At 30.9% G+C, this 18,461-nt stretch carries 18 protein-coding genes and 1 other RNA gene; 11 read left to right on the top strand and 8 right to left on the bottom strand.

Annotation, left to right across the window (positions count from 1 at the left end; all coding sequences use genetic code 11):
- Positions 1–3 precede the first annotated feature (3 nt).
- The 7 genes from DRZ96_RS07220 to DRZ96_RS07250 all read left to right on the top strand — a co-directional run bounded on the left by DRZ96_RS07220 (position 4) and on the right by DRZ96_RS07250 (position 6,989).
- Positions 4–1,017 (top strand): deoxyguanosinetriphosphate triphosphohydrolase, encoded by a 1,014-nt coding sequence (locus tag DRZ96_RS07220; RefSeq protein WP_112890144.1) that lies wholly within the window; start codon positions 4–6, stop codon positions 1,015–1,017.
- Positions 1,018–2,808: a DNA primase gene (dnaG, locus tag DRZ96_RS07225; protein WP_112890145.1), complete on the top strand. Its 1,791-nt coding sequence runs from the start codon at positions 1,018–1,020 to the stop codon at positions 2,806–2,808. It abuts the gene before it with no gap.
- Positions 2,801–3,889, top strand: coding sequence for an RNA polymerase sigma factor RpoD (gene rpoD, locus DRZ96_RS07230; RefSeq protein WP_112890146.1), 1,089 nt, complete (start codon positions 2,801–2,803; stop codon positions 3,887–3,889). The genes dnaG and rpoD overlap by 8 nt, the downstream gene beginning before the upstream one ends.
- Entirely contained in the window at positions 3,886–4,578 is a 693-nt protein-coding gene (locus DRZ96_RS07235; protein ID WP_112890147.1) for a tRNA (adenine(22)-N(1))-methyltransferase, read from the top strand. Before rpoD ends, DRZ96_RS07235 begins: the two co-directional genes overlap by 4 nt.
- Positions 4,562–5,338: a Nif3-like dinuclear metal center hexameric protein gene (locus DRZ96_RS07240; RefSeq protein WP_112890148.1), complete on the top strand. Its 777-nt coding sequence runs from the start codon at positions 4,562–4,564 to the stop codon at positions 5,336–5,338. The genes DRZ96_RS07235 and DRZ96_RS07240 overlap by 17 nt, the downstream gene beginning before the upstream one ends.
- Before the next feature lie 25 nt (positions 5,339–5,363).
- An RNA gene (gene rnpB, locus DRZ96_RS07245) (RNase P RNA component class A) lies at positions 5,364–5,689 on the top strand.
- 169 nt (positions 5,690–5,858) lie between these two features.
- Positions 5,859–6,989 (top strand): C40 family peptidase, encoded by a 1,131-nt coding sequence (locus tag DRZ96_RS07250; protein WP_112890149.1) that lies wholly within the window; start codon positions 5,859–5,861, stop codon positions 6,987–6,989.
- Between the two features lie 135 nt (positions 6,990–7,124).
- Here DRZ96_RS07250 and DRZ96_RS07255 read toward each other — a convergent pair whose 3' ends face one another.
- From DRZ96_RS07255 to amaP, 4 genes are all read right to left on the bottom strand, one after another.
- Complete coding sequence (locus DRZ96_RS07255; protein WP_112890150.1) at positions 7,125–8,015, bottom strand: radical SAM protein; 891 nt, start codon at positions 8,013–8,015, stop codon at positions 7,125–7,127.
- 82 nt (positions 8,016–8,097) lie between these two features.
- Positions 8,098–8,661 (bottom strand): Asp23/Gls24 family envelope stress response protein, encoded by a 564-nt coding sequence (locus DRZ96_RS07260; protein ID WP_112890151.1) that lies wholly within the window; start codon positions 8,659–8,661, stop codon positions 8,098–8,100.
- A gap of 31 nt (positions 8,662–8,692) precedes the next feature.
- Entirely contained in the window at positions 8,693–9,028 is a 336-nt protein-coding gene (locus DRZ96_RS07265; protein WP_083315510.1) for a DUF2273 domain-containing protein, read from the bottom strand.
- 9 nt (positions 9,029–9,037) lie between these two features.
- Positions 9,038–9,583 carry an alkaline shock response membrane anchor protein AmaP gene (amaP, locus tag DRZ96_RS07270; protein ID WP_172605473.1) on the bottom strand — a complete coding sequence of 182 codons (546 nt, stop codon included), beginning with the start codon at positions 9,581–9,583 and terminating at the stop codon, positions 9,038–9,040.
- A 285-nt stretch (positions 9,584–9,868) separates the two neighbouring features.
- On the opposite strand from amaP, the gene DRZ96_RS07275 reads away from it, so the two are divergent.
- On the top strand, positions 9,869–11,101 hold the full coding sequence (locus DRZ96_RS07275; protein ID WP_236587178.1) for a dicarboxylate/amino acid:cation symporter: 1,233 nt from the start codon (positions 9,869–9,871) through the stop codon (positions 11,099–11,101).
- Between the two features lie 33 nt (positions 11,102–11,134).
- Here DRZ96_RS07275 and DRZ96_RS07280 read toward each other — a convergent pair whose 3' ends face one another.
- Together DRZ96_RS07280 and gltS are read right to left on the bottom strand one after the other, a co-directional pair.
- On the bottom strand, positions 11,135–12,589 hold the full coding sequence (locus DRZ96_RS07280) for an IS1182 family transposase (RefSeq protein ID WP_112890062.1): 1,455 nt from the start codon (positions 12,587–12,589) through the stop codon (positions 11,135–11,137).
- A 158-nt stretch (positions 12,590–12,747) separates the two neighbouring features.
- Positions 12,748–13,977, bottom strand: a complete 1,230-nt coding sequence (gene gltS, locus DRZ96_RS07285; protein ID WP_112890153.1) for a sodium/glutamate symporter — start codon at positions 13,975–13,977, stop codon at positions 12,748–12,750.
- A 229-nt stretch (positions 13,978–14,206) separates the two neighbouring features.
- Between gltS and DRZ96_RS07290 the strand changes: the two genes are divergently transcribed.
- The 3 genes from DRZ96_RS07290 to DRZ96_RS07300 all read left to right on the top strand — a co-directional run bounded on the left by DRZ96_RS07290 (position 14,207) and on the right by DRZ96_RS07300 (position 16,073).
- Positions 14,207–14,635: a flavodoxin gene (locus DRZ96_RS07290; RefSeq protein ID WP_112890154.1), complete on the top strand. Its 429-nt coding sequence runs from the start codon at positions 14,207–14,209 to the stop codon at positions 14,633–14,635.
- Positions 14,635–15,222 (top strand): DUF3793 family protein, encoded by a 588-nt coding sequence (locus tag DRZ96_RS07295; RefSeq protein WP_112890155.1) that lies wholly within the window; start codon positions 14,635–14,637, stop codon positions 15,220–15,222. The genes DRZ96_RS07290 and DRZ96_RS07295 overlap by 1 nt, the downstream gene beginning before the upstream one ends.
- Positions 15,223–15,407: 185 nt before the next feature.
- A complete protein-coding gene (locus DRZ96_RS07300) occupies positions 15,408–16,073 on the top strand; it encodes a GNAT family N-acetyltransferase (RefSeq protein ID WP_112890156.1) in 666 nt (221 codons plus the stop codon).
- Positions 16,074–16,158: 85 nt separating this feature from the next.
- Here DRZ96_RS07300 and DRZ96_RS07305 read toward each other — a convergent pair whose 3' ends face one another.
- Both DRZ96_RS07305 and DRZ96_RS07310 read right to left on the bottom strand, forming a co-directional pair.
- Positions 16,159–17,853, bottom strand: a complete 1,695-nt coding sequence (locus DRZ96_RS07305) for a zinc-ribbon domain-containing protein (protein ID WP_112890157.1) — start codon at positions 17,851–17,853, stop codon at positions 16,159–16,161.
- A 166-nt stretch (positions 17,854–18,019) separates the two neighbouring features.
- Positions 18,020–18,301 (bottom strand): hypothetical protein, encoded by a 282-nt coding sequence (locus tag DRZ96_RS07310; protein ID WP_112890158.1) that lies wholly within the window; start codon positions 18,299–18,301, stop codon positions 18,020–18,022.
- Positions 18,302–18,461: the final 160 nt, after the last annotated feature.

Genomic DNA, 18,461 nt, shown 5'->3' on the forward strand with positions numbered 1-18,461 from the left:
TAAATGAACCTTCGAGTTGAGAGAGAGAAACTTGAGCACATAATGTTATTTGAATATGCAACTTTTGCAGATTCTAGTTTGGGTAGGAATAAAGAAGAAGAAAAATGTAATCTCAGGACTGATTTTCAAAGGGATAGAGATAGGATTATCCACTCAAAAAGTTTTAGAAGATTAAAACACAAGACCCAGGTCTTTATTTCTCCTGAAGGAGATCATTTTAGGACAAGACTCACTCACACACTTGAAGTCAGTCAAATTGGCAGAACTATAGCAAGAGCCCTTAGATTAAATGAAGATTTGGTTGAAGCAATAGCCCTAGGTCATGACTTAGGGCACACTCCTTTTGGTCATTCTGGAGAGGCTGTTTTGAATGAATTAAAATCCACTGGCTTTATTCATGGTGAACAGTCTTTAAAAGTTGTGGACTTTTTAGAAAGATCTGATACTAGGATTGGTTTAAATTTAACTGAAGAAGTTCGAAATGGAATTTTAAATCACTCAGGGAGTGGAAATGCCAAGACTCTTGAGGGAAAAATAATAAAATTTGCTGATAGGATTGCTTATATAAATCACGATATTGATGATGCCATTAGGGCAGGGATAATTTCCTCTGACTCATTACCTAAAGAGTTGACAAAAGTTTTAGGTAATTCTTCGTCACAAAGAATCAATACAATGATAAATGGATTAATAGATAAGTCTTATGGTAAACCAATTATCGAGATGGAAGATGAAGTCTATGAGGCCACAATGGAACTAAGACAATATATGTTTAAAAATGTCTACATGGATTCAGTGGTTAAGTCTGAAGAAGTAAAAATCAAGAGACTTTTAACAGAACTTTATAAATTTTATATGGAAGACTTAAGTAGAATTCCTGAAAACCACTTAAATCTATATAATGATAGAAGTCATAGTGACGAAGATATAGTTTCGGATTATATTGCAGGTATGACAGATACCTATGCAAAGAAACAACTAAAAAATATTTTTATACCGAAGGGATGGAGCATTTAATTGTACGTAATAAATGATAATGTTCTTGACGAAATTAGAGATAGGGCAGATATTGTTGATTTAATTGGAGAGTATGTGGACCTTAAGAGGTCAGGATCCAATTATATGGGACTCTGCCCTTTTCATTCTGAAAAAACTCCTTCTTTTTCTGTTTCACCATCAAAGTCTATTTTCAAATGCTTTGGTTGTGGAGTAGGGGGAGATGTAATTACCTTTATAATGAAAAGGGAGAATCTAAGCTTTCCTGAAGCCGTAGAATTTTTAGCAGACAAATACAACGTTAGGTTAGAAGTTTATAAGGATGAAAACAAAGAAGCTCGTGAGAAGAGAAATAGGCTTTATGAAATTAATAGAGAAGCTGGTCTTCATTTTTTAAAAAATTATCAGGCATCACAAAAAGCGCAATTATATTTAAAGAATAGGATGCTAAGTGATAAGACTATAAGGTCATATGGTATAGGTTATTCAAAAGATTCTTGGACAGATCTTTATGATCATTTGACAAAAATGGGTTACAAGGAAGAAGAACTTTTAGAACTAAATCTAATTTCAAAAAGCAAAAACGGCAACTATATAGATAGATTTCGCGACAGGGTCATGTTTCCAATTATAAATAGAAATAACAGAATAATAGGTTTTGGAGCAAGAGCCTTTGGAGACGCTAAACCAAAATACTTAAACTCTAGGGAAACTCCGATTTTTCACAAGGGAAGTAATGTATTTAACATAAATATTATATCAAGAGAGTCCACTCGTGAAAGAATTATCCTAGTAGAAGGCTATATGGATGTTATTTCTTTATACAATAGTGGTATAAATTATAGTGTAGCAAGCCTTGGTACTTCACTAACTATAGACCAGGCTAATATTATTAAGAGAATGGCAAAAGATATATATATTTGCTATGACAGTGACAATGCAGGTATTAATGCAACTTCAAGAGCTATAGATATATTTTTACAAGCTTCAGTTAAACCAAAAATAATAGAACTTGAGGGAGGTCTTGATCCCGACGACTTTATTAAAAAGTATGGCTTAGAAGCTTTTGAAAAGAAAATTAAATCAGCTATATCTTATATTGAATTTAAAATAAAAAAGCTCAAGGAAAATTTTAATCTAGAAGATAGCGAAGGACTTAGTAATTTTACTATTGAATCAGCTAAAATCTTATCTAGTATTAAAAATCCCATAGAGAGAGATATTTTTGTAAAGGACTTTTCGACAAAATATAATATTTCCTACACAGCAATAGAAAATTATATAAATTATTTAAATAGAAATAAGCTTAAGGAAGCGAAGAGGGAAAAAGTCAAGGTAAAGAAAAATATAAATGTTGTGAAATCTAATAAGACAAGAGCACAAGAGGAATTATTAGCCTATTCTTTACTAGACAATGATATTTACAAATATATAAAAAATAAAATTGAGGTTTTTTATTTTACAAATGCAATGACAAGGGCTGTTTTTGAAGAGATACCTAGGCTCTTTGAAGAAGAGATGGAAATCAGAGATTTTCTATCAATTTTAGAGTCCAATAAACTTGTAAATAAGGAATTTGTAGAAAATATTATGAGTCTTATTAGTGACATTCATGTTGATGACAAGATTGTTGATGAATTAATAAAGACCATAGAACGAAATTATATCCAAGATAGAAAACACAAAATCCTCGAAAATATCGAAAAGCTTCAAGGGGAAGAAAATAAAAATCTTCTACTCGAATCTTTAAAAGAATTACAAGAAATTAATTTAAAGCTTAACGAGTTGAAAGAGGAGGGCAATTATGAGTGAAAATATAAAAAATAAAGAATCAATTGAAGAGATTAAAAGTAAACTTATAAAAGAAGGGAAAAAAGATGGAAAACTTACCTATGAAGAAATAGGTGATGCCTTCGAAAAATTTGAAATTGATTCTGACGATATAGATGATCTATACAAAGTCTTTGAAAAAGAAGGAATAAATCTAGTTGATAAAAAAGATTCAAAAGATGATGAAGACGAAGTAGATGTTACTAAAGAGGACTTATCAGTTCCAAAGGGAGTCACAGTTGATGACCCTGTTAGGATGTATCTAAAGGAAATTGGTAAAATTTCTCTATTAACTGCTGAAGAAGAAGTAGAGATTGCAAAGAGAATGGAAGCAGGAGACGAGTTTGCAAAAAAAGAACTTGCTGAAGCCAATCTAAGACTTGTTGTATCTATTGCAAAAAGATATGTGGGTAGGGGAATGAGCTTCCTGGACTTAATTCAAGAAGGTAATCTTGGACTTATGAAGGCGGTAGATAAGTTCGACTATACTAAGGGATTTAAGTTTTCTACTTATGCAACTTGGTGGATCAGACAAGCTATAACAAGGGCTATTGCAGACCAAGCAAGAACAATTAGAATTCCAGTTCATATGGTTGAGACCATTAATAAGCTCGTTAGAGTTCAAAGACAACTTGTTCAAGACTTAGGACGTGATCCACTTCCAGAAGAAATTGCACAAGAAATGAATTTAGATGTAGAAAGAGTTCGTGAAATTCAAAAAATTGCTCAAGAACCAGTGTCACTTGAAACTCCAATAGGTGAAGAAGAAGACTCACATCTAGGAGACTTTATACCTGATGATGAAATTCTTTCTCCACAAGATGCAGCTACCTTTACACTATTAAAGGAACAACTTAACACAGTTCTTGAAACCCTAACTGAAAGAGAAAAGAAAGTTCTAACTCTTAGATTTGGACTTGATGATGGAAGGGCTAGAACTCTAGAAGAAGTAGGAAAAGAATTTGATGTTACTCGTGAAAGAATTAGACAAATTGAGGCGAAGGCACTTAGAAAGCTTCGTCATCCATCTAGATCAAAGAAGTTAAAGGATTATTTAGAATGATAAAATTATCAAAGAGGCTTAATAAAATTGCAGAACTTGTAGATTTTGGGGCTTCGGTAATTGATGTGGGCACAGATCATGGATATGTGCCCAATTTTTTGTGCGAAAATAAAATCTCAAGTGACATTATAGCAACAGACATTTCAAAAAATTCTCTTGAAAAATCTATAGAATTAACAAGAGAATTGGGAAATGAAAAATTTGTTAGGAATATTTTGGCAAATGGTATTGTAGATGAAAACCGTGACAATATTATTATTGCAGGTCTTGGAGGAATTCAAATTGCAGAAATAATTGCTAACTCTATTGAAATAGCAAAGTCGTCAAAAAAATTAATCTTACAGCCAATGCAAAAGACAAATATCCTTCGTCGTGAGTTAAATAATATGGGATTTGAGATATTTGATGAAGAAATAATTTATGAAGATGAAAGATACTTTGAAATTATTCTTGCTAAATTTTCAAATAAAATTGATAAGGGTTTAAAAGAAGAAGACTTTTATTTTTCTAAAAAATTAATTGAGAAGAAAGATAAAACATATCTTTCATATCTTGAGGAAAAGAAAACTTATCTCAAGTCTATTGTTTCTAGTTTTGACCCCAATAGCACAAGGTCCAAGAAAAGAAGTGAGGAGTTAAACAACTTGTTAAGCTTGGTTGAGGAGGCAATAGATGAAATATCAAATTGAAGAAATTAAAAATTTTATGGAAAGATGGGCAAAAGATGAATACCAACTTTCCTGGGATAACTCTGGGAGTCAAGTTGAATTTAAAGGGGATACAGGCTCTGTAGTCCTTGCTATGGATGTAACTGATAAAGTTATAGATAAGGCCATAGAAATGGACGCAAAACTCATTATAAGTCACCATCCTATGTTTTTTTCTGGTTCAAAAAATATAATTGAAGGGACCTATCTAGGAGATAACATAATAAAATTAATAAAAAACAATATTTCAGTTTTTTCTTATCATACTTCGATGGATATTGCAGAAGATGGAGTTAATGATACTTTATTTGAAAAATTAAATTTAAAAAATAAGGAAGTATTAACTTATGAAGAAGAAAAGCCCATGGGACTTATAGGAGAGTTTGAAAGAGAACTATCCCTTGAAGACTTAGATAAATTTTTAAAAAATAAATTACAAGTTAATAAAATAAAATATTATGGGCAAGAAAAGAATAAAATAAAAAAAGTTACCATACTTGGTGGAAGTGGATCGGATTTCATTAAAGAAGCTAAAGAGGCAGGAGCAGAGGCCTACATCACATCAGATATAAAGTATCACGATGGTCAAAGAGCCTATGAGGAAGACTTGATTCTAGTTGATGTTGGACACTTTTATTCTGAAAGAATTATTCTTCCTAAAATTAAAAACAGACTCCAAGAAAATTTTAAAGATTTAGACTTTTATATTCAAGAGGAATCAAGCTTTGAGCTTGATATTTGAGTGATTCAGTGGTAAAATTATCTGGTAAGTAAATTGGTCAACTGCACATATGTGAGGAAAGTCCGCGCTCCACAGAGCAAGGATGCTGGCTAACGGCCAGTGGGGGTGACCCCAAGGCTAGTGCAACAGAAATATACCGCCCATCTGGGTAAGGTTGGAAAGGCGAGGTAAGAGCTCACCAGGTCATTAGTGATAATGATGCTATGTAAACCCCATTCGGAGCAAAACCAAATAGGAATAACAGATGCTGCTCGCATCTGCCGGTAGGTAGGTTGCTAGAGATTATAGGCAACTATAATCCAAGATTGATAGTTGACAAAACAGAACGCGGCTTATAGATTTGCTTACTACATACGCTTAAATATAAGACTATGCAAAAAGTTACAAAAAAGTTAAATTATTTTTAACAATTTTGTAACTTTTTGTTGTTTTTTTGTAATTATTTTGCTATACTTAATGAGTAATGAAAAGAGTACGCATATAATTAATTTTAAAATACAAGGTATAGGAGTTGTTAGTATTGTTTTCCTTTAAAAATAAATTGCCACTAGGCCTATTTGCACTATGCGCAGTTTCCATAGTGGGCATGAAAGATACGGGAGTATTTATTAACGAACATGTACAAAAAGCATATAGTGGTAATGAAATCGACTTTTCTATAGGAGAAAAAGTTGAAGTCTTAGAAAGAAAGGGTAATGACTACTTTGTTCAAAAGGGCAAAGCTAAGGTTACAATCCCACAAGATAAAATTTTACTCACAGAAGTAAATGTTCCTACATATAAGGTTGTTAAGGCTAGTCCAATCTTAGATGATAATGGAAAAATTATTAGAAGTTTATTTGTTGATGAATATGCAATAGGTGTTTCTACTAATAATGACAAAGCTAAGATTAAATGCAACGATGGAACTGTTGGTAATGTTGATATTAAAGCACTTAAAAAGGTTGCTGACAAGAGAAACAATGTAACAAATGTTGAAGTTAAAAATAAAACTGTTGCAACAAGTGACAATGGCAAGAAATTAAACTTAAACAAAAAACAAGTTGTTAATGTTGTTGACTTTGCTGATGGACTTTTTGTTATCGAAGACAAGGGTACAAACTACAATGTTCCAGCTAAAGATTTAGACATAGTTTCTGGAATCAAGATAGAAAAAGAAGAAGAAAATAATTCTGATTCAGTAATTTCTAATGATGAAAAAGAAATTCAAGAAGCAATAAAAAATAAAAATGTTATAAAAGTTAATTTTGAAGCAAAAAAAGCACCAGGACCAAATGTCTCAATAGCTGCAAAAGTAATCTCTTCTGCAGAAGATAAACTTGGATCTACATATGTTTATGGAGATACTGGTAAAGCTGGATTTGACTGTTCAGGTCTTGTTTATTCAATTTACAATGATGAGCTTGGTATCTCAATCCCAAGATCTTCTAGAACTCAATCTACTTTTGGACAACAAGTTTCAAAATCTGACTTACAAGAAGGGGATTTAGTCTTCTTTAATACAACAGGTAACGGAGTTAGTCACGTTGGTATTTACGTAGGAGATGGCAAATTTATCCACGCTTCATCAGGACAAGGAAAGGTTATGACTTCTTCTTTAAGTGAAGAATACTACCAAGATAGATATGTAAATGCAACACGTGTATTATAATTAAATTTTAAATTGAGAGCCTCAGGGCTCTTTTTTAGTAGAAAAAATAGTGTAAGAAAAGAAGTAATTTATATCTTACACTATTTTTCTTAGCAGGTTTTTAAGGACAAAAAAATAACTCCCAATAAATAGGAGTTATCTTGCAATTTTTTGATTTGTCATATCTAAAATTTTTGGATCAATAGTTTCAAGAGCGTGTTTTATTTTATTTGTCATTTCTTCTTTATCTTCCATATAGCCTGTGACATTTATCATGTTAACCATATGTCCAGAGGAATATAGGGTCTTATTTGGTAAATCTAGATTTTCTAAAAGACAAATTTGTTCTCCTAGATTTTCTCTATTTGTAGTTTCCACAAATTCTCCCTTTTCTCTCATATAATAAAGAGGGGAGGGTTCTATAACTGACGTGCTCATTACATATACGCCCTTTGGTGGATAGTAATTTAGAATTTTTGCAGTCTCAATTGCATTTTCTCTAGATTTGCCTTTTCCACCAACACCTTGCATTATTATTGCATGGTAATCCATATCAGTAGCCTTCATCTTATCTAGTCCCCTATAATATCCCTCAATGTCTGTTCCCTTGTTTAAAAATTTTAGTATTTCAGGATTTCCTGTCTCTACACCAAACCAAAGCTCCTTATAGCCTGCTTCTTTTAATTTTTTCATATCCTCAGCTGATTTATTTTCTAAATTATAAAAAGAGCAGTAAGCTGTAATAGTTTTTACTTCTGGTATATATCTTTTTATTAAGTCAGAAATTTCCAAAAGTCTTTCCGTCTTTAAAACAAAGGGATCACCATTTAAAAGATAAATCCTTTCCATAGGCCTATAGGCCCTTGATGGCGAGCTTGCAAGTTCAATAATGTCCTCTTCTATATCTTTTAGGGGAGATATACCAAAGGGTGTGTTGTTATACATGGTACAGAAAACACAATCATTATGGGAACATCCATATGTTACCTCTAAAAGAGGTGTGTAAGCCTCTAGGGGTGGTCTATAAACTTCTCCTGTATAGTGCATAGTTCTCCTTTCATATTCTTATTAAATACTTACAAATAAAAAGAAGCCCGACAAAATCGAGCTTCTTAAAAACTTTAAACTATTATCTTAGAGATGGTCCTTGGTTGTAACCTTGTCCATCGTTTCTTTCGTCTCTGTTTTTAAGTTGAAATTCTTTTCTTGTCATAACGTCATCAACACGAACGTTAACTTCAACAACCTTTAAACCAGTCATTTGTCCAACTGATTGAGAAATATTTCTCTTAAGTTCTTCAAATACCTTTGGTGCTGAATGTCCGTATTCTAATATAATTGATGCGTCAATTGCAGCTTCTTCTTCTCCAACATCAGCAGAAATACCTTTTGTTAGGTTGTATCCACCAAATTGTTCAGAGATACCTGAGAAGAAACCACCCTTCATATCAAGAACTCCTGGAACTTCGTGACATGCAATTGCAGCAATTTTTTCGATAACTGAATCTTCAAAAGTTAGTTTAGATTCGTGTTTTTCTTCTTTTTCAGCTGCATCTTTTACATTATCTTGAGCTTCTCTGAAATCTTCTTGAAGGTTTTCTTTAAATTCTTCTCTTTTTTGAGCTTTTTCTCTCTTTTCTTGTTCTTTCTTGTTTACGCCTGCTAATTCGTTATATTTTGCTTCTGATGCCATTATAAATCTCTCCTTTTAAATTAATACTTATTTAATACTTTCTAAACATTTTCTCTAACCAAAATAAAATTCTAGGATCACCATCTTTAAATTTACCATAGGAATTTCCTATGAAAAATAGAATCATAATCAAAAGTGTTCTGAAAAAACCTATTGTTAAAAATAATACTGCAATGATTAAGCCAAGTAGGGTATACTTGAATTCATTCCAATGAAGACTTGTATAATTTCTAAATTTTTCTTTTAATATAGAAATATCTCTGTCCTTTTTCTTTTCAACAAAAATAATTCTTTGATCATCTTGGTCTTTTCTAGAGTTCTCATAATTATTTTGATAATCCGGAAAATTTCCATAATTATTTCTCATATGAGCCCCCTAAACAACTCTTTTACCAGAATCTTCTTTGATATTGTAGAATTCTACATCTACCTTTGTTACTGAATAACCAGTAAGATCTTCTAAGTTAGAAGACACATCTCTTTTGATTTGTTTGCCTAAGAGACTTAAATCAATGCCTTCTCTTACTCCGCAAGTTACTTTTGCGCTGATTTCATGTTTACTACCATTATTTACTCTTACATCAACATCTGACTTTTTCACTTCATTATAATTATCAACAGTTGTTAAAATGTTATTTTCGACTGCCTTAGAAGTGATAAGCATTTCGCCGTTTTCATCCTTGTCTACAACATAGGAGTTGAGGGAAGGAAGGACTATAACCCTAATTAAAGTAAATAGGGCAAATAATCCGGCTATTGCTGATACAGTAGTTAGGAAATAGAAAAACCATTCTTGTCTATAAAATTCTCCTAACTGTGCCGTTATTTTGCCATAATCGTATAATAAAAAATACGTGCAAAATAAGGATAAGAATAAGGCGATAGAAAAAATTGCATCAATCCATTTACGCCATCTCTTCAACCTAATTCCTCCTTTAACAAGAAAAACATCAACTAGTGAATCTCTCTTTAATCTATTTATAACCAAATAAATTAAATTTAATCTTATTTTTAAAAAAATATAAGGAAAAAGATATGAACTTAAAAATAAGCAATTAAAAAAGTCCATAGATAAGGGAGTTTATAGTCTACAAAAAATATGATGAATTATTTAAAACTAATAATATTATATACTTTAAAATTTATTATATTAACAAAAAAATTAGTAGAATTACTACAATAGAATGGTACAATAATATATAAAGTATTGAGGTTAAACTTCAAAATAAAATTTAAGAGGAGGCAAAATGAAAAAAATAATTTTTTTAATTCATTAGTTTTTAAGCTAATACTTGGAATAATTATTGGTATTCTTGTTGGCAGCTTTTCTAATGAGAGTGCAATTGTTGCAATTGATTCTATAAAAAGAATTATAGGCGACTTAATAGGCTACATAGTTCCCTTAATTATTTTAGGATTTATAACACCTGCCATTGTTTCATTAAAAGAAAGTGCAGGTAAAATTTTAAGCGTGACACTTATTATTTGTTACGCATCAACAGTTGGAGCTGCTACAATGTCATTCTTGGCAGGAAAAGCAATTATACCTAAGCTTAACATAGCTCCAAATGTGGGGGGAGGTAATGTAGTACCGGAGTCCATATTTAAATTATCAATTGATCCGATTATGCCTGTTATGACAGCTCTAGTTACGTCAATCTTATTTGGTATAGCAGTTATAGTGACTAATTCTGAAACTTGGGAGAAAATGCTTATTGAATTAAATAAGATTGTCTTATCTATTGTAAATAATGTGGTAATAAAAATTCTTCCACTATATATTGCTACTACTTTTGCAGTATTATCCTATGAGGGTGTAATTATTTCAGAATTACCAATCTTTTTAAAGATTATCTTAATTGTAATAGTTGGACACTTTATTTGGATGACAGTTATGTACTCTCTTGCAGGACTAATTTCAAAAACAAACCCTAAAGAAGTTTTTAAACACTATGTGCCAGCTTACTTAACAGCAGTAGGAACAATGTCCTCTGCAGCAACACTTCCAGTTGCTATTGAATGTGCGAGAAAATCCACAACTCTTGATCCTAAGATTAGGGACTTTGGAATTCCATTATGTTCCAACACCCATCTTTGTGGATCAGTTTTGACAGAAGTATTTTTCGTAATGACAGTTTCTCAAATTTTAACAGGTCAGCTTCCTGAGACAGCAAATATGATTGTATTTATTCTTTTACTTGGAATATTTGCCATAGCAGCACCAGGAGTGCCAGGTGGAACAGTAGTTGCATCTCTAGGACTAATTACATCAGTGTTAGGATTTAACGATACAGGAACAGCTCTTATGCTTTCAATATTTGCCTTACAAGATAGCTTCGGTACAGCTTGTAACGTTACAACAGATGGGGCAGTAGTATTAATGGTGACAGGTATTTTCGATAAGGTGCCTGGAAGGAATAAAGAAAAAGTTAAAAATTAATAATATAAAAAATCCAGGCTTAAGATAGCCTGGTCAGATTGTAGACAAACCCAGAAATAATTTCTGGGTTTGTTGCATTCTTAATATATTTACTAAAAAAATCTTTAATTTATCCAAAGTTAAATCCTTATTAGGATCCAATTTATATAGTAGTATTGCTAATTTTTTCATATTTATGCACTCAAATGTAAGTGCAGCTTTCATTTCCATCTTTGCTAGTCCAATCATGTTTGTGTATCTAAATCCATGGAATTCTTTTGCACTTCCAAATTGTCTTTCTACTGTTTCTTTTCTTCTTTTGTATTCTTCTTTTCCTTTTTCTGTGTATCTATATTCTTCTGTTTCATCTATGTATTTTTGCCAAATGTGTCTTGTGATTACTTTTTGATTGTTTTTACTCTGTGTGCATCTTTTGAGGTTAGGGCATTTTTTACATTGTTCTTTATTGCTTTTGTACTCTCTATATCCCTCTCTATTTGTTGTCGTGTATTCTAGTATTTGATTTTCTGGGCATAGGTAACAGTCATAGTACTCATCATATATGAATTCTCTTTTGTAGTAGGGGTTTTCTATTTTTGGTTTTCTTTTTGGTGCTGTGTAGGGAAATACTGGTTGTATTTCGTCTTCTAGTAGTTTTTTTGCTATGGCTGGTGTTTTATATCCTGCATCCATTACTATTTTTTCTGGTTTGTATTTTTTTAGTTTTTCTTCATAAAAGGGTATTAGGGTTGTGCTGTCATGGAGATTTCCTGGGAATGTTTTATGTCCTAAGATCCAACCATTTTTGTCTACTGATGTTTCTACACAATAGGCAAAGACTTCTTTGTGCTCTCCTTTATGAAAGAGTCCACTTTCTGGGTCTGTTGTTGAGACTGTTATTTCTTTTGTTTCTTCTTTTTTATTTTTTTCTTTTAGTGGTTTTTTCCCATGTTCTTTTCTATCTTCTTCTATTTCTTTGTCTAATTCTTCTTGGTATGCTTTTGCTGCTTTTTTGATTTCTTCTTTTTTGTTTTTATGTCTATTTGCATGGGCTTTTACATGTGTTGAGTCTACGAATTGTATTTTCTCATCTACGAATCCTTTGTTCATTGCTTGGCTTAAGATGTTTTGAAATATTTCTTCAAATATGTTTGTATCTTTAAATCTTCTTCTGTAGTTTTGGCTAAATGTTGTGAAGTGAGGAACTTTATCATAAAAGTCCAGTCCTAAAAACCATCTATATGCTATGTTTACTTCTATTTCTTTTATTGTTTGTCTCATACTTTTTATGTTGAATAGATACTCTATGAATAGTATTTTTATTAATACTACTGGATCTATGCTTGGTCTTCCGTTGTCTAGTGAGTATTTATCTTCTACTAATTCATAGATGAAGCTAAAGTCTATGTATTTGTCTATTTTTCTTAATATGTGATTTTTAGGTACAAGTTGTTCTACTGAAATTAGTTGTACTTGATTTGTTTTTCTATTGTTATTTTTTGATAGCATGTCACACCTACTTCCTTAGTTTATTTTTACCCTTTTTTTCTGTAATTCAGATGATTTTATTAAAAAAAAGCAGGCTTTTTTTGCCTGCTTTGTCATCAGTCTGTCCAGGCTTAAGATAGCCTGGTTTTTTTATAGATAAAATGATTAATTTTTGATTCTTATTTTACAAAAGTCTTAATAAATGTGAGCACAATTGGTTGATAAATAATATCCACAAGGAAGGCTCCAACAATTGGAACAATCATCATGGCCCTTCTACTTAAGCCGTACTCGTCATTTATTGCTGTCATATTTACAATTGCTGATGGAGTTGCACCTAGTCCGTGTCCACATAGTCCAGCACACATAACTGCTGCATCATAAGATTTACCAAGAACTCTAAATACTATAAAGTAAGCGTAAATTAACATGAAGATAACTTGGCAGATTAGAACAATTAGCACACCACCCATTAAATCTTGAAGCTCCCAAAGCTTTAGAGTCATAAGTGCGAGAGCAAGGTAGAGGTTAAGCATAACGTCTCCAATTCCATCAACTAAGTTTCCATCAAATTTGTAAATATTTATTTTTTCGTTTAAATTTCTTAAGATAACTGCTATAAACATGGCACCAACATAATCTGGGAAATCCATATTTATTAAGGATCCAATGAACTTTGATACTAAAGTACCAAGAGCCATGGAGATAATAATTGCAGCAACATTCTTTATAATATCTAAGTTTGTTAGCTCAGTTTTCTCTTCAGTAAATAAGGCATCTAATTTTGATGAATCAAAGTCATCATTATCTGGAGAAAGCTCATTTTTAACAATTAATCTTCTTCCCAAGGGACCACCAATTAAAACTCCAAATATAAGCCCAAAAGTAGCTGCAGCTGCTCCAACAACAGGTGCTTGCTCGTATCCCATCTTAGCAAATGTTGATCCATAACTCATAGCAGCTCCATGGCCTCCGATCATAGAAATAGATGATGCAAGCATACCATAGGCCGGCTCAAGATTTACGAGCTTAGAAACACCTACACCTATTGTATTTTGGACTAAAGATAAAATTCCACATAATAACCAATACACAATTAATAGAACTCCACCAGATTTTAATATTCTTAAATTAGCACCGAGTCCTACAGTGGTAAAAAATGCAAGCATGAAAGTTGATTGAAAAATATTTTCATAAGTAAAATTAAAGCTATTTGTTTTATAACCTATAAAAGTTATAAACATAAATAAAAATCCACCAACAACAGGAGCAGGTATACAATATTTTCTTAAAAATGCTGATCTGTTTTTAAGACCATATCCTACTAGTAATACAATTACAGCAAGGGCAAGAGTTAATATTGAGTCTAAATTTATTGTTAAAACTCCATTTTCTCTAATAAATTCCATAAATTCCTCCTTTATTAATATTTATCAACATTTTATCTTATTAACATTTTAACATGATTATAATTATGTGACAATAAACTTGTGGTCATTTAGAAAATTAAAAATACTTAATCAAAAAATAATAAAATTTTAAAAAATTATAATAATAAATATAAAAATCACCTCAAAAAATATATTAAAATAAGACTAAATGATAAGTGATATCAAAAAAATAAATGGAGGGTATAAAATGAAAAAAGTAAATGTTATATATTGGTCCGGTACTGGTAATACAGAAAGAATGGCTGAAGCTTTAGTTAGAGGAGCTGAAGCCGAAGGTGCTGAAGTAAAATTAATTCAAGTTGGATCAGCAAGTGAAGATGATGTTAAAGATGTAGAAAGAATTGCCTTTGGATGTCCTGCCATGGGAGCTGAAGAGTTAGAAGAGATGGAAATGAGACCTTTTATGGATAAGGTAAATCCACTTCTTGCAGGGAAAAATGTAGTTTTATTTGGTTCTTACGAATGGGCAGATGGTGAATGGATGAGATTATGGCAAGAAGAGGTTGAAGACACTGGAGCGAAACTTCTTGCTGATGGCTTTGCAGCCTATGATGATCCAGATCAAGATGCCTTAGAAGAATGTGAATCCTTGGGAAGAGATCTTGCGAGGTCCTAATGTATGATAGAGTTTTAATAGATTTTTTAAATCATATTAATAATTTTAAAGATTATGATTATATTCTTGCCCTAATAAAATCTACCGTAGCACCAACCTTTAATGATCTTAAACTGGGAACAATGATGAACCTTAGAAATGCCAAGAGACCATTAAAAGATTATTGGATGCAAAATAAATTTATATTAAGGGATTCCTTAGGCCTGGATTTTTATGAACTGAAGGAAGGGAAAGACTTTGTCTTAGTTTATTTTTTTAAAAATGAAAGACTTGAAAAGAAACTTTCACAGATAAAGATTAAAGATTTTTTAAATTCATATGGATACATATCTTGTGTCTCTACAGGCGACTATCTAAGTTTACTGAGTCAAAAATTTATAGAAACATGTCCTGATGAAATTGGAATATTTTTGGGTTATCCATTAAAGGACGTAATAGACTTTAAATATAGGGATAAAAAGGCCTGTAAGTGCACGGGATATTGGAAATGTTTTAATAACGAAAAGTCATCCCTTGAAGCCTTTAAAAGATTTGATGAGGTAAAGCTTCTTGAGATGAAAAATATTTTGAAAGCCTATAATTACTAATTAAAAATTAACTATACTTTATTTAAAGGACCTAGGAAATTAAAACTAGGTCCTTTATTTATAAAAGTTTGATGAAAAATAATCTTTTATTTTATCTATATAGAAATTTTTTAAAATTTATTATAAAATTTAAGGAGATTTATTAAGCAAATTTGCATTAAAATTTTTAATTAATGAGGTATATTATGGAAGAATTAGTTTTTAAATTTTTAGATAAAAAATATATTGATGACATTTATGAATTGACAAGTGAAGTTTATGAAGGTATTGAAAATAAAGAAATTTTCTCTCATGACTCCAAGGAAGATTTAGAGGCCCTAATAGATGGGGGAGGATCCTTTGTTGGAGTTTTTGATGGGGATAAGCTTGTGGCTTATAGGAGTATCAAGGTGCCAAGTGAGGAAGATAATCTTGCTCATGATGTTGACTTTTATATAAATCCAGAGTCAGTAATAGTTAATGACACAGTTGTTGTCCTAAAAGATTATAGGGGAAGAAATCTTCAAAATTTAACTAGAGAAAAACTTGAAGAAAGATATAAGGACTCAAAATTTACAAATAAGATGTCTACAATTTCTCCAAAGAATTACAGGTCTTACAAGAATACTCTAGATTCTGGTTATATGCTTGTATCTTTAAAGAAAAAATATCCTGATGAGTTTTCAGAAGAAGGCTATGACAGATTTATTTTATTGAAATCTGATGATTTAGAAATAAACATGACTGGAAAGGAAAGGACAATTCACTCAAGTGAGACTGATAAACTTAGAAAAGCCTTTGAAGAAAATTATTTTGGCCTTTCTGTTGATGAAGAAGGTTATATTCAATTTAAGGAAGTAGAAATTTTATAAATATTAGAAGTTAAGCCAGATTAAAATCTGGTTTTTTTCTTATAAAAATTTGCAAAATAAAAAACCGAGCTAAACTCGGTTTTTTTTAAAAAAGTGTTACAAATATAAAATTAATAATGAACCAAACCATTTTGAATAATAATTCAAGTAAAGTGAAGGATATTGCATACCATCCAATGAAATTTATCTTGGATCTGGCAATGAAGTTCTCTTTATAAAGATTTAGTACTATTAAAAGTGAAAGTCCAATTAATATAAAAGTTGCAAGAGGCATAGGAGTCAAGGCTTGTAAGATATTATATTTAAAGAATCCACCAAAGGGTGAAATAATAAATCCAACAAACAATACAACTTTACAAATTATCCAGTTAATTAGAGCAAATTTTTTAACTTCTGGATAAGATGTGTCAATGTCATCCCGTTCTGTTGCAATACTTAAAGGAAGATAAAATTCCAAGTAGTCAAAGGCTATTTTAAGAACAAGAAATAGGAGCAAGACAAATCTAAAAGATCCACTCCCAAGAATTAGCATTATTGCATTTAATAATACTCCTATACCAATAACTATCTTACTTTCTTTTGAACCAAAGGAGCCTATATAATCAGATAATTTATTAGTTACCTTATCTAAAGAGAGTAAGACTTTGTCAATTCCCTTATTAGAAGTTTTTGAAATTTTTGATTCAACCTTGTTAACCTTATTTGATAAATTATTTTCTAAGGATTTTTCGAAATCAGAAGAAACTTTTTCAACATCTTTAACAGGTTTTTCACCCTTGTCCTTAAAAGTAAAGAGTTCTTTGAAATTTACTTTCTTTTTATCTTCATCTTTTACCTTAGAAACTTTATTATCAGTCTTATCTTTTTTTATACTTTCTTCCTGCTTTGTGCCTGAAGTAGTTTTTGTATTTTCTTTAGTAGACTTAGCTTTTTTATTATTAGATTCTTCAAGAGCATTTTCAATGTCAATCTTAGGTGTGCTAAGTGTATTTTCAAAAGATTTATCAGTATCTTGAACAGATTGACTTATTTCTAAGTTTCTAGTATCTTCTTTTTTCTTGGTATCATCTTTTAAGTCACCAAAAATAGAATATTCATCATCGTCTTCTGTGATAAAATTATTCCACTTTTCTTTTAGAGAAAACTTTTTGGAAGATTTTTCTTTAATATCTTTATCAGACTTATCTAAAGAAAAATTAGATTGGTCAGGCATAGAGGAAGAAGTCTTATGTGAAGATTTATTTTTTTCTTCATCGAAGTTTGATTTTTTTAATTCTTCTTGAACTCTACGAATTAATTCTTTCTGACTCATTTTATTAGCTGAGTCAGAATCTTTGAAGTCATCCAAGATATTTTCATCAAAGTTTTCTTTATCAAGATTTTTTGACTTAGCTGGTTTTTCTATTTCTATATTTTCAAGGGTATTAATTAAATTTTTATCTGAAGTTTTTTTGGATTTATCAGTAGATTTCTTTTCCTTTTTAGGTGTTTTAGTTTTAATATTATTATTTTCATAATCTTTTATATTTTTAGAAATCTTCCTATCAACTTCAGCAATAATATTTTTTAGTTCATCAGTAGTGTCAATTGCATCTAAAGATCTGGGATCAAAAACTCTTGTATTTTGACTAATTTTTTCCACTCTATTTGTGTCTTCAAAGCTTTTTTTAACATCATTGTCACTTGTAATATTTATTTTGACGTTTTTTAATTTATGACCACATGAATTACAAAAGTTGTCATCTTTAGAAACTGGATTTCCGCATTTTGGACAAAACAATGTAACACCTTCTTTCATTAAATTCTATAAATGTAATTATAACACATTTTTTTACCTAGATTAATTTTTTGTATATTAAAGTTTGAATAATATTTACCAAAAAGAAATTTATTAATTTTATGTAAAAAAAGAAGCCCCTAAAGGCTTCTTTATAAGATAAGCTAAATTATTTTGCTTGTTCTTGAGTAGCTGCTTCGTTAGTAGTAGCTTCTTCTGCTTGAGCGTTGATTTCTTCTTTAGCTTGTTCTTCTTCAGCTTTTACGTTAGCTTCTGCTTCTTTAGCGTTAGCTTCAACTTTTGCTTTGTTAGCTTCAGCTTGTTCTTCTACTGCGTTGTTTTTAGCGTTTGCAGCTTCGTTAGCTTTTTTGTCAGCGCCTTGGCATGCTACCATACCTAGCATTAATACTGAGATCATTCCAACGCTTGCTAATTTCTTTAAATTTTTCATTTTAATAAATCCTCCTAAATTGAAACATATTGTTTCTTTGATTTGTCTATATCTTATACTCGCCATGTGAAAATTATGTGAAGATGATGTTAAATCTTTTGGAAGAGATTTCAAAGAAATTATTCACAAATAGATTAGAAAACAATTTAATATAAAGATT

Source organism: Peptoniphilus harei (assembly GCF_900454685.1).
Taxonomy (GTDB): domain Bacteria; phylum Bacillota; class Clostridia; order Tissierellales; family Peptoniphilaceae; genus Peptoniphilus_A; species Peptoniphilus_A harei.